The organism is Pseudomonas fragi (assembly GCF_900105835.1).
GTDB lineage: Bacteria > Pseudomonadota > Gammaproteobacteria > Pseudomonadales > Pseudomonadaceae > Aquipseudomonas > Aquipseudomonas fragi.
The window spans coordinates 322,984-333,802 of sequence record NZ_LT629783.1 but is presented as its reverse complement, the minus strand read 5'-3'; the positions used below and the strand labels follow the sequence as shown (position 1 = coordinate 333,802).

General features: G+C 62.7%; 10 protein-coding genes. 5 read left to right on the top strand and 5 right to left on the bottom strand.

What is annotated here, in order from left to right; genetic code table 11:
- The first annotated feature begins 6 nt into the window (after window positions 1-6).
- Genes BLU25_RS01490 through BLU25_RS01480 form a run of 3 tightly spaced genes read left to right on the top strand, consistent with a single transcriptional unit; the run spans window position 7 to window position 5,470 of the window.
- On the top strand, window positions 7-1,248 hold the full coding sequence (locus BLU25_RS01490; RefSeq protein ID WP_083369486.1) for an exonuclease SbcCD subunit D C-terminal domain-containing protein: 1,242 nt from the start codon (window positions 7-9) through the stop codon (window positions 1,246-1,248).
- Entirely contained in the window at window positions 1,245-4,886 is a 3,642-nt protein-coding gene (locus BLU25_RS01485) for an AAA family ATPase (RefSeq protein WP_016780587.1), read from the top strand. The genes BLU25_RS01490 and BLU25_RS01485 overlap by 4 nt, the downstream gene beginning before the upstream one ends.
- A complete protein-coding gene (locus BLU25_RS01480; protein WP_016780586.1) occupies window positions 4,883-5,470 on the top strand; it encodes a glutathione S-transferase in 588 nt (195 codons plus the stop codon). Before BLU25_RS01485 ends, BLU25_RS01480 begins: the two co-directional genes overlap by 4 nt.
- Window positions 5,471-5,586: 116 nt before the next feature.
- On the opposite strand, the gene BLU25_RS01475 is transcribed toward BLU25_RS01480, so the two are convergent.
- Both BLU25_RS01475 and BLU25_RS01470 read right to left on the bottom strand, forming a co-directional pair.
- The gene (locus BLU25_RS01475; RefSeq protein ID WP_016780585.1) at window positions 5,587-6,126 is read right to left on the bottom strand and encodes a cytochrome b; all 540 of its coding nucleotides are present in this window, start codon (window positions 6,124-6,126) and stop codon (window positions 5,587-5,589) included.
- Entirely contained in the window at window positions 6,123-7,205 is a 1,083-nt protein-coding gene (locus BLU25_RS01470) for a catalase family peroxidase (RefSeq protein ID WP_016780584.1), read from the bottom strand. Before BLU25_RS01470 ends, BLU25_RS01475 begins: the two co-directional genes overlap by 4 nt.
- 162 nt (window positions 7,206-7,367) lie before the next feature.
- Between BLU25_RS01470 and BLU25_RS01465 the strand changes: the two genes are divergently transcribed.
- Both BLU25_RS01465 and BLU25_RS01460 read left to right on the top strand, forming a co-directional pair.
- Complete coding sequence (locus BLU25_RS01465; RefSeq protein WP_016780583.1) at window positions 7,368-7,874, top strand: sigma-70 family RNA polymerase sigma factor; 507 nt, start codon at window positions 7,368-7,370, stop codon at window positions 7,872-7,874.
- Complete coding sequence (locus BLU25_RS01460; protein WP_016780582.1) at window positions 7,871-8,605, top strand: anti-sigma factor family protein; 735 nt, start codon at window positions 7,871-7,873, stop codon at window positions 8,603-8,605. Before BLU25_RS01465 ends, BLU25_RS01460 begins: the two co-directional genes overlap by 4 nt.
- 176 nt (window positions 8,606-8,781) lie before the next feature.
- Here the strand turns inward: BLU25_RS01460 and BLU25_RS23355 are convergent, their stop codons facing one another.
- From BLU25_RS23355 to BLU25_RS01450, 3 genes are all read right to left on the bottom strand, one after another.
- Window positions 8,782-9,030 carry a hypothetical protein gene (locus tag BLU25_RS23355; RefSeq protein WP_139803974.1) on the bottom strand — a complete coding sequence of 83 codons (249 nt, stop codon included), beginning with the start codon at window positions 9,028-9,030 and terminating at the stop codon, window positions 8,782-8,784.
- A 66-nt stretch (window positions 9,031-9,096) separates the two neighbouring features.
- The gene (locus BLU25_RS01455; RefSeq protein WP_016780580.1) at window positions 9,097-10,248 is read right to left on the bottom strand and encodes a lactonase family protein; all 1,152 of its coding nucleotides are present in this window, start codon (window positions 10,246-10,248) and stop codon (window positions 9,097-9,099) included.
- A gap of 16 nt (window positions 10,249-10,264) precedes the next feature.
- On the bottom strand, window positions 10,265-10,558 hold the full coding sequence (locus BLU25_RS01450; protein WP_016780579.1) for a DUF5629 family protein: 294 nt from the start codon (window positions 10,556-10,558) through the stop codon (window positions 10,265-10,267).
- Window positions 10,559-10,819 lie beyond the last annotated feature (261 nt).

The following is a 10,819-nucleotide window of genomic DNA, read 5'->3' as shown; positions in this document are numbered from 1 at the left end:
CCTGTTATGCGCCTGTTTCACACTTCCGACTGGCACCTGGGGCAAAACCTCCACGGCCAGGACCGCGACTTCGAGCACGCCTGTTTTCTCACTTGGCTGCTGGCCCAACTGGCCAGCGAGCAACCCGATGTGCTACTGATTGCCGGGGACATCTTCGACACCGTCAACCCGCCGGTGAAGGCCCAGGAGCGGCTCTACGACTTTATCGTCAGTGCTCACGAACAACAGCCCAAGCTGACCATCGTGATGATCGCCGGCAACCACGACTCCGGCTCACGGATCGAACTGCCCGGGCCCTTGATGCGCCGTTTGCGCACCCATGCCCTGGGCCGGGTATTGTGGCTTGACGACGGCCAGCTCGATGCCGAACGCCTGCTCATCCCCCTGCCCGACGCCAAGGGCAAGATTGCCGCCTGGTGCCTGGCGCTGCCGTTTTTGCGCCCGGCCGAAGTCACCGGCGCGCACCTGGGGGATGACTACCTGCGCGGTATCGGCCAGGTCCATGAGTGGCTGATCGAGGCCGCCAATGCCAAGCGCAAGAAGGGCCAGGCGCTGATTGCCATCAGCCACGCCCATATGGCCGGTGGCTCTGTCAGCGAAGATTCCGAACGCAGCCTGATTATCGGCAATGCCGAGGCCCTGCCCGCCAGCCTGTTTGGCCCCGATATCAGCTACGTCGCCCTGGGCCATTTGCACAAGCCGCAGCGGGTCAATGGCGAAGAACGCATCCGCTATTGCGGCTCGCCGATCCCGTTGTCCTTCTCGGAAATCGGCTACCAGCACCAGATCCTCGATGTCACCCTCAAGGGCGAAACCCTGGTCAGCGTTGAATCGCGCCTGATCCCCCGCGCAGTCAACCTGCAGCGCATCGGCCCGCTGCCCCTGGCCGACGTGCTTGCGCAACTGGCTGAACTGGCGGATATCGACCTGCTTGCCGACCTGCAGCGCCAGCCCTGGCTGGAGGTGCGGGTCAAGCTCGATGAGCCGCAGCCTGACCTGCGCCAGCAGATCGAAACCGCCTTGCAGGGTAAATCCGTGCGCCTGGTCCGCATTGGCGCCGAGTACGCCGGCAGCGCCGGCCGCGACGATGACGACGGCACGCGCCTGATCGAACTCGACCAGCTCAGCCCCCAGGAGCTGTTCAGCCGCGCCTGGCAGGAAAACTACGGCAGCGAAGCCGACGAACAGACCCTCAAGGACTTTGCCGTGCTGCTGCAGGAAGTCCAGCAGGAAGGTGAACAGCCATGAAAATCCTCGCCATCCGCCTGAAAAACCTCGCCTCCCTGGCCGGCCCCTTCGAGCTGGACTTTACCGCCGAGCCCCTGGCCAGCGCCGGGCTGTTCGCCATCACCGGCCCCACCGGCGCCGGCAAAAGCACCCTGCTCGACGCCCTGTGCCTGGCCCTGTTTGGCGCCGTGCCACGGCTGAACAACACCGGCCGCGATGCCAAGGTTCCGGATGCTGACGGCGAGATTGCCACCGGCGACCCGCGCACCCTGCTGCGCCGTGGCACCGGTGAGGGCTATGCCGAAGTCGACTTTGTCGGCATCGACGGGCGCCGCTACCGCGCCCGCTGGGAAGCCAACCGCGCCCGCGAAAAGGCCACCGGCAAACTGCAGGCCAGCCGCCAGAGCCTGCGTGACCTGGACAGCGACCAACTGCTGGCCAGCCAGAAAGGGGATTACAAGGTCCAGCTCGAAGCACGCCTGGGCTTGAACTTCGAACAGTTCACCCGTGCCGTGATGCTGGCCCAGAGCGAGTTCAGCGCCTTTCTCAAAGCCGATGACAACGAACGCAGCGAACTGCTGGAGAAACTCACTGACACCGCCCTCTACACCCGCCTGGGCAAGCGCGCATTCGACAAGGCCAAGGAAGCCAAGGACGCGCACAAGCTGCTGCAGGACCAGGCCGTCGGCGTCACCCCTCTGGAGCCCGAGGCCCGCGCCGAACTGGATCAGCGCTTCACCCTGGCGCAGCAGCAATTAAAAGACCAGCAAGGCCAGCTCAAGCAGCTGGAACAACAACACAGCTGGCTCAAGACCCTGAACGAGCTGCAAGAACAACGACAGCATGCAGCCGACCAGTTGCAGCAGGCCCAAGCCCTGTACGACAGCCAGGCCGAACAGCGCCAGACCCTGCATCTGCTGGAGCAACTGGCGCCGCAGCGCCATCAGTTCGCCCGCCTCGCCGAACTCAATGCGCAACTGAGCCCGCTGGCAGAGCAGATCAACGGGTATTTGCAGCTACAAACCGAACTGGGCCAGCACCAGGCCCAGCTGGAAGCCGAACTGCACCAGGCCAAACTGGCGGCCACCCAGGCGCAGGCCGAGCAACGGGAAGCGGCACCGCGGGTGCAGCAAGCCCTGCTGGAGCAGGCCAACCTCGCGCGCCTGACCCAAACCCTCAACACCCAGCAAGCCCTGCAGCAGCAGGCCGAGCAGGCCTGCAACCAGGGGCAGCAGGCCCTCAACGCCCTGCTCGAGCGCCAGCAACAAGGCAGCCAACGCCTTGCGCACATTGCCGCGCAGCTTGAACGCAGCAGCGAACTGGCCCCCCTGGCCAGCGCCTGGGATGCCTACCGGCCAAGGCTTCAGCAACTGGTGCGGCTAAGCAATAACCTCAGCACCGGGCGCAAGGAACTGCCCGGCCTTGAGCAGCGTGCCCAACAGGCTGCGCAACAACTCACCGAACTGCGCAACAGCCTGGAAATCCTGTTTCAGGAAGCCGGCGCCGAACCCCATGCGGTCAACGAACAGATCCAGACCCTGGGCAGCCTGCTCAACGACAACCGCCAGCAACAGCGCGCCTTTGAAGACTTACAGCGTTTGTGCAGCAGCCAGCAGGCCCTCGATACGCGCCTGCAGGAGCTGCAAGCCAAGCAACACAGCGTGCAGCAGGAACGCGAGCGCCTGAGCCAGCAAGGCATTCAGGCCAAGGCCGAACTTGAGAAGGCCGAGCAAACCTTGCAGGTCACCCGCCAACTGCTGGAGCGCCAGCGCCTGGCCCGCAGTGCCAGCGTCGAAGAACTGCGCGGGCAGTTGCAGGACGACCAGCCCTGCCCGGTGTGCGGCAGTGCCGAGCACCCCTATCATCAGCCCGAAGCCTTGCTGCACAGCCTCAGCCGTCACGATGAACAGGAAGAGACCAATGCCCGCGCAGTGGTCGACGGGCTCAAGGAAACCCTGGCCCAGTTGCGGGAAAAAGTCGGCGGCCTGATTGCCCAGCAAAAAGAGTTTTTGCAGCAGCAGGAGCGTATCCATCAAGAGCAACAGGCCCTGGCCCCGAGCCTTGAAGCCCACCCGCTGTACCCACAATGGCTGGCCCAGGCGCCGGACAAGCGCGAGCCGTGGCTGGCCCTGCGCCTGAGCCAGCTGCAACACAGCATTACCCAGGACGAGCAACGCCAGAACGCGCTGCTGGCCCTGCAAAAGGAAGCGGCCCACCTGCAACAGCAAGTGCAGCGCTGCACCGAAGCCAGCACACTTGCGAGCCAACAGCTGAGCGAGCAGCAAGCCCATCTGAATGCCGACAGCCAGCGCCTTGAGGACGAACTCACCGCGTTTGCCAGCCTCTTGCCCGCGGCCACCCTCACGGCCCTGCGCGATAACGCCTCGGCCTGCTTTATGGCCCTCGACCAGCAAGTGGCTGAGCGCGTGGCCCAACTCGACCAGCAGCGCGACGAACAGGCCGAACAGCTGGAGCGAACCAGCAGCATCGAGCGTGAGCAGTACCAGCAAGCCAGCCGCCGCAAGGAACTGGAGACCCTGCAAAGCTCGCTTGGCGAACTGAGCGCACAGCACCAGGCCAGCCAGCACACCCTCAAGCAGTTACTGGGCGACTTCCCCAGCGCCGAACACTGGCAGCAGGCCCTGGAGCATGCGCTCGAACACACGCGTACAGCCCAGGCCCGGGCCGAGCAAGCCCTGCAAGCCTGCGCCAACCAGCAGCTGCAACTGGCTGCCGAACTCAAGGCCGGGCAAGCCCGCCTGCAGGCCCTGCAACAGGAACACGGCAACCTCAGCGCCCTGCTCCAACATTGGCGCGCGCAACACGGCGAGCTTGATGACCAGCGCTTGCAACAGCTGCTGGCCCAGGATGACGAACAGGTTCGCAAACTGCGCCTGCAGCTGCAACACAGTGAAAAAGCGGTCGAACAGGGCCGTGTACTGCTGCAAGAGCGCGAAGAGCGCCTGGCCCGGCATCAAGCACTGGCCAACGGCAACCTGGACGCCGAAGCCCTCGACAGCGCCCTTGTGGCAGTGCACGCCCAACTGGCCGCCAGCGAGCAACTGTGTGCCGAACTGCGCGCCCGGCAAAGCGAAGACCAGCGTCGCCAGCAGGCCAATCAGGCCCTGAGCCAACGCATCAGCCAGACCTATGACCAATGGCAGCGCTGGGCGCGCCTCAGTGAACTGATCGGTTCGGGCACAGGCGACAAATTCCGCAAAATCGCCCAGGCCTACAACCTCGACCTGCTGGTGCATCACGCCAATGCGCAACTGCGCCAGCTGGTCCGTCGCTACCGCCTCAAGCGCGGCGGCAGCATGCTGGGCCTGCTGGTGATGGACACCGAAATGGGCGACGAACTGCGCTCGGTGCATTCACTGTCGGGGGGCGAAACTTTCCTGGTATCGCTGGCCCTGGCCCTGGGGCTGGCGTCGATGGCCTCCAGCACCCTGAAAATCGAATCGCTGTTTATCGACGAGGGCTTTGGCAGCCTTGACCCCGAGTCGCTGCAACTGGCGATGGATGCCCTGGACGGCTTGCAGGCCCAAGGGCGCAAGGTCGGGGTGATTTCCCATGTGCAGGAAATGCACGAGCGTATTCCGGTGCAAATCCAGGTGCAGCGCCAGGGCAACGGTTTGAGCACCGTGGAGGTGAAATGAACGAACACGTACTGTATTCCTTCCGCCGCTGCCCCTATGCCATGCGAGCGCGCATGGCCTTGCGTTACAGCGGCGTGCCGCTGTCTATCGTCGAGGTCAGCCTCAAGGCCAAACCGGCCGAAATGCTCGCTGCCTCGCCCAAGGGCACGGTGCCGGTGCTGGTGTGTGCTGATGGTCGGGTGATCGAGCAAAGCCTGGAGATCATGCACTGGGCATTGCGCCAACATGACCCGGACAACTGGTTGCAAGCAGATCACGCAGGGCTGATCGAGGCGAATGACAGCGTCTTCAAGGTGCTGCTGGACCGCTACAAATATGCCATCCGCTACCCCGAGCAGCCGATGGAGCACTACCGGGCACAGGGTGTCGGGTATTTGCAGCGGCTGGAAGATTTGCTGGCGCATACGCCTTACCTTGCGGGGCCTGCGCTGAGCCTGGTGGATGTGGCCCTGGCGCCGTTTGTGCGGCAGTTTGCCCATGTTGATCGCGAGTGGTTTGCGCAAGCGCCGTTGCCGCATTTGAATGCCTGGCTGGAGCGGTTTTTGGCGTCGGAGTTGTTTGGCTCGGTGATGAAAAAAACCTGAACCCACTCACTCCCCCTGTGGGAGCGGGCTTGCTCGCGATGCAAGCGCTACGGTCTGTCCGGCCAACCGTGGTGATGCCATCGCGAGCAAGCCCGCTCCCACAATGAGCCTTTAGCTCAGTCCTTGCCGCGCACCATGCTCTGCAGCACCCCGTCGCGCCTGACCCAGCCATGAAACAGCGCGGCCGCCAAATGCGCCAGCACGGTAAAAAACAGCAAATACGCCAGATAGGTATGCGCTCTGCGCAAAAAGGCAAACGTCGTCGCATTGGCAGGCAAAACCCCCGGCAACTGCCATGAACTGCCCAACATCACCGGATCCCCCGCCGCCGATATCATCGCCCACCCCACCAGCGGCAAAATAAACATCAAGGCATACAGCAACACATGCGACAGCTTCGCCGCCAGCACCTGCACCGCAGGCAAATCCGCCGGCAACGGCGGCTGACGAGTCGCAAAACGCACAAACAAACGCACCACCACCAGCAACAAAATGGCGATCCCCAACGGCTTGTGCAAACCCAGCAGCCACTCATGGCGCTGCGACACCGAAGCCGCCATGCCCGCGCCAATAAGCAGCATGGCAATAATCATCAGCGCCATCAGCCAGTGCAGCAGGCGCGCCAGCGGGGCGAAATGCGAAGTGGGTGCGCTCATGGTTGTGGCTCCTTGGGTAGCTGGTCAACTTCACGGGTACGCCGTACATAGGAACTGGCATAGGCCGCCGAACGTGCCGCCAGCAACGGATCAGCCGAGCCCTCGATGCCACTGGGCAAAATCAGCGGGTCGTAATTGATATCGCGGCATTCGCCGTCGTTTTGCGCCTGGGCCTTTTCCAGCACCAAAGTCCCCGCGTTCACCACCTCGCGCCCCGCAGGCCAGGCCTGGCTGGCATCATTGATTGGGTCACCCGCCGCGGCCAATGTCAGGTTGAGCTGCCATTTCAACGGCCCTTGCGCCAGACGCTTTTCCAGGTCCCGCTGCAGATAATCGGCATCGCCGGGCGCCGCTGCCCCTGGCGCATCCTGCCCCAATGGCACCACTCCCCAGCGCACCGCCTGACGTTGCCCGGCGGCGTTGACCAGATAAAACGCATTGATCCCGTTATAGTTTTCAGTGGCATAACTGGCCGACGGTTTTGCCGTCTTGACCCACTGCAAAAATGCCGCCGTTTCAGGGTGCGCCGCAAAAAACGCAGGCATCGCCCCGGGTGCAGGCTTGCCCGTGGCCGCTTCTGGCGCACCGGCTTGCAGCATCTGGTAGAACGCCTCGGGCGTGCCCACCGGGAACACCGGCATGCTGTTCATCCCGGTGCGCCACTGCTGACCGTTGGCTTGGGTAAAACGCAGGGCAAAACTGCGGATCGGCACGCTGCTGTCAGGCGCATAAGGGTTGCCACTGGGCAAGGCAAACCGTCCGACCACCGGGGTGCGCTGGGTGCCGAACACTTGGGCCACGGACAAGCCCTGCGCCGCACCACTGCCCTGGAAATACCCCACCACGCACACGCCCTTGGCATGATTGCGCCGGTAACCGGGGTAAACGCCGTTGTTGTGCTCCAGTGCATTGACCAACTTGGCGGGCCTCAACCGCTGGGGGTCCAGCGTGCCATTGACGTAGTAAAAACCGCCCAGGATAACCGCCACCACCCCGCCAATCGCCGTCAGACGCAGCAGCACGCTGGCAGGGCTCAACGGGGGTTGAACGGGCCGCACAGGCGGCAATTGATCGACCATAAAAAACTCCGGGGCCACAAGACCGTGAGGTGAATGGCCTATAAGACGCACGCCCCTGGGGTCTATTCCCGCCTCGCGGAAGATTGTTTTTTTGCACACCTGCGGGAATAAGGTTTATTCATAAGCGTCTGCATTGCACCCACCCAGCCAATTGGCCCGACCATGACCTCATTTGATGAGCAACTGCGCGAACTGATCCCGCGCCTGCGCCGGTTTGCGCTGTCGCTGACCCGTCATGCCAGCAATGCCGATGACCTGGTGCAAACCTGCCTGGAGCGCGCCCTGGGCAGCGTTGCCGAGAAACGCCCAGAGGGCGACTTGCGGGCCTGGCTGTTCACCATCCTGTACCGCCAGTTTGTCGACCAACACCGCCGTTCCCGGCGCTATGCGCGCATGCTGGAGTTTTTTACCGGCCGCGATGACACCCAGCCCTCCACCGAGCGCACGGTGCTTGCGCAATCGACCCTCGAAGCCTTTGAACAGTTGAACAGCGAACAACGCGCCCTGCTGCTCTGGGTGTCGGTTGAAGGCTTGAGCTACAAGCAAGTCGCTGAAATCCTTGATGTGCCCATCGGCACCGTCATGTCGCGCCTGTCCAGGGCGCGTACTGCCTTGCGCCAACTCAGCGAGGGCGAAATCACCCGCCCGGCCCTGCGGAGACTCAAATGATCACCACCCCACCCAGTGAGCACGACCTTCACGCTTACGTCGATCACGCACTCAGCGCCGCCGAACGCCTTGAAATCGAGCGATATCTGCAGGCCAACCCGCTAATCGCCGCGCAGGTCGAGGCCTGGCAGCGCGACGCGCAAAACCTGCGCAGCGCACTGCATCAAGGCTTGCTGCAAGCTGCCAACCCGGCCCTCGACCCTGCGGCCATACGCCAGCGCCAGCGCCGCCAGGCACGGCGCCATTGGGCCAGTGCAGCGGTATTGCTGTTGGCCGTGGGCATCGGTGGCATAGGCGGCTGGCAGGCCAGGCAAATGACCCAGGCAGGCAGCAGCTTGCCCATGAGCGACGCACTGGCGGCCCATCGCATGTTTGCCGAAAAAGGATTTTTGCCCGCGGACTATCACGTTGCCCAAGGCAGTGAGATGCAAGGTTGGCTTGACCGTTATTTCAGCCGTGCCGAACGCTTGCCGGACTTGACCGGCGCAGGCTTCCAGCCCGTCAGCAGTCGCTTGCTGAGCACCGACCAGGGCGGTGCGGCGATGGTGCTGTACCAGGACCGGCAAGGTCGGCAGATCAGCTTCTATATCCGCCCGCCCGGTCCGCACAACAGCCTGCTGCCACGGGGTAGCCGCCAGGATGGTGAGTTGCAGGCCCAGTACTGGTCGGGCCCTGGCTACAACTACGCCGTGGTCGGCCCGGCCGGGCTGCTGGAAACGGTGGGGCTGTGAACGGTGCACAACGATCAAGTAGCAGCTGCCGAAGGAACGAGGCTGCGTTCGGCGGCGAAGCCGTCGCGAAACCTGAGCACTCAATTTGTCTGACACACTGAAGCGCCTGATTTTACGACGGCTTCGCCGCCGAACGCAGCCTCGTTCCTTCGGCAGCTGCTACGGATAGCGTGCTCTCAAGAGCGGGTTTTATGATCCAGCGCCGCATAAAAATTGGCGCTTTGTTGCAGGTATTTTTGCGTGTAGGACGCGGATTTCTTGTCGCTCACCACAATGCTTGCACTGGCAGGCAGGGCCACGGTGGCGGAGATGGCGGAAGCCGCAATAACGGAGAAAAGATTGAAGTTCATGGCACTAACCCTCGACGATTCAGTTGGCTTGCTTGCCTTTTCAGGCCGTGAAACCAACTTAACGCCAAGGGTCATCGTGCAGAAATTCATTGCAGCACTAGCGTCTATCAGTGCGATTGATACAAGGCTGCATGCCCATGATTACGGGCGGTTGATGAATTTCACATCAGACGGTGCATCCATCGCCAGGGTCTGCACAGTCTTGCCCAGCTTGCCGGTTGCCGGGTCGCGCTCCAGCACCACGATGGCATTGCTCATCTGGTTGGCAATCAGCAGGAACTTGCCGTTGGGGCTCAGGGCAAATTCACGCGGGTGATCGCCATCCACCGAGCGACGCTGGATTTCACTCAGCTCACCATTGTCCGGGTTGATCGCAAACACCAGGATTTCATTGGCCTTGCCACGGTTGCTGACATACAGGAACTTGCCGTCCGCCGAGGCATGCACCGCACCCGCCGCGCGGTTTTGCGCCGGCATGCCCTTGGCCAGCTCCAGCGCCTGGCGCTGCTTGAGGCGACCATTGTCATAGTCGAACACAAACACCTGGGCACTCATTTCCGTGGTCAGGTACGCATGCTTGCCGTCCTTGGAAAACAGCAGGTGACGCGGCCCGCTGCCTGGCGGCAGTTCAATGAAGGCAGGCTCGGCCGCCACCAGCGGATGCTCCGGGTTGGCAGCCGGGTCGTAGCGGTAGACAAATACCTTGTCCGCCCCCAGGTCACTGGCGTAGACAAACTTGCCGTCCGGCGAGGACACCACCGAATGCACATGGGCCGACATCTGCCGCTCGGGGTTGACCTTGCTGGCCGGGTGGCTGCTCATCTGCGTCACCGGCTGCAACTGGCCTTCGGCATTGATCGGCAATACCGCCAGGCTGCCGCCCGGGTCGGCGTGTACGCCGTAGTTGGCAACAAACAGGTAACGCTCGTCGGCACTGAGGCTGGAATGGGTCGGCTCTTCACCCAGGGTCTTGACCTGGTTGATCAGGGTCAGCGCGTTGGTTTTCGGGTCAATCGCCACGCTGCTGGCACGCCCCACCACGTCGGCTTGGCCCTTGCCGTTTTCATTGACCACAAACAGGCGGGTCTGGTCCCTGGACAGGGTCAGCCACGAAGGGTTGGCGGCCTTGAACACTTGCAGCGGCTCGGGGGCAATGCGGCCCTTGTCGCTGTCAAACTGCAGGCGGTAGATGCCCTGGCTCTTGCCCTGGGTGTAGGAACCCACCAGCAGCTCCACTTCATTGCGCGATTCGGCCTGGGCCGACATGGCGCCCACGCTCAACGCCATCAGCATCGGCAGGTTTTTAAACTTAATCCGTCACCTCGGTGTCATCGTCATCGTTGTTTGCGCTCAGAGCGCTGAGGCAAACCAGGCGATGCTCACCCGAGTCGCCGGTCAGGGTCCAGCTTTGCAGGCCCTGGTCAAATACCGCCGCGTCAATCTGCGGCGCGGTGAAGTGCCAGCGTTTTTCAGCACGCCCGTCCATGCACTTGATGAGCAATTGCACATCGTCCAGAGAAAAATCCCAGGCATGCAGCCCGTCAATCACCAGCATATCGCTGGTTTCAAGGGCTGTGCGCAAGGTCTGGTTTGAATCGCTCATTAATCAATCACCTGTTGGAAAGGCGTAATGATAGGTTAAATCCGCGGTGCAACCCATAAGCGCGACACGTGAATGCACGCTTATGGGTGCAGCCTGCTGCCTCTTTTAGTTTATCGGTTGATCAATGCCCGCCTGTAACCGCTGAGGTTCATCGCCCTTGAGCACCTCACCGTCAACGGTGGCACCTGCCAGTTGCAGGCGCCCCTGGCCCTGCACGGAGGCAATCCGGGCCTCGCTGCCCTGCTCGTTCTGGTACTGGAT

Coding starts and splice junctions, on each gene's coding strand:
- BLU25_RS01490 (WP_083369486.1), top strand. CDS start 7: ATGCGCCTGTTTCACACTTCCGACTGGCACCTGGGGCAAAACCTCCAC.
- BLU25_RS01485 (WP_016780587.1), top strand. CDS start 1,245: ATGAAAATCCTCGCCATCCGCCTGAAAAACCTCGCCTCCCTGGCCGGC.
- BLU25_RS01480 (WP_016780586.1), top strand. CDS start 4,883: ATGAACGAACACGTACTGTATTCCTTCCGCCGCTGCCCCTATGCCATG.
- BLU25_RS01475 (WP_016780585.1), bottom strand. CDS start 6,126: ATGAGCGCACCCACTTCGCATTTCGCCCCGCTGGCGCGCCTGCTGCAC.
- BLU25_RS01470 (WP_016780584.1), bottom strand. CDS start 7,205: ATGGTCGATCAATTGCCGCCTGTGCGGCCCGTTCAACCCCCGTTGAGC.
- BLU25_RS01465 (WP_016780583.1), top strand. CDS start 7,368: ATGACCTCATTTGATGAGCAACTGCGCGAACTGATCCCGCGCCTGCGC.
- BLU25_RS01460 (WP_016780582.1), top strand. CDS start 7,871: ATGATCACCACCCCACCCAGTGAGCACGACCTTCACGCTTACGTCGAT.
- BLU25_RS23355 (WP_139803974.1), bottom strand. CDS start 9,030: ATGACCCTTGGCGTTAAGTTGGTTTCACGGCCTGAAAAGGCAAGCAAG.
- BLU25_RS01455 (WP_016780580.1), bottom strand. CDS start 10,248: ATGCTGATGGCGTTGAGCGTGGGCGCCATGTCGGCCCAGGCCGAATCG.
- BLU25_RS01450 (WP_016780579.1), bottom strand. CDS start 10,558: ATGAGCGATTCAAACCAGACCTTGCGCACAGCCCTTGAAACCAGCGAT.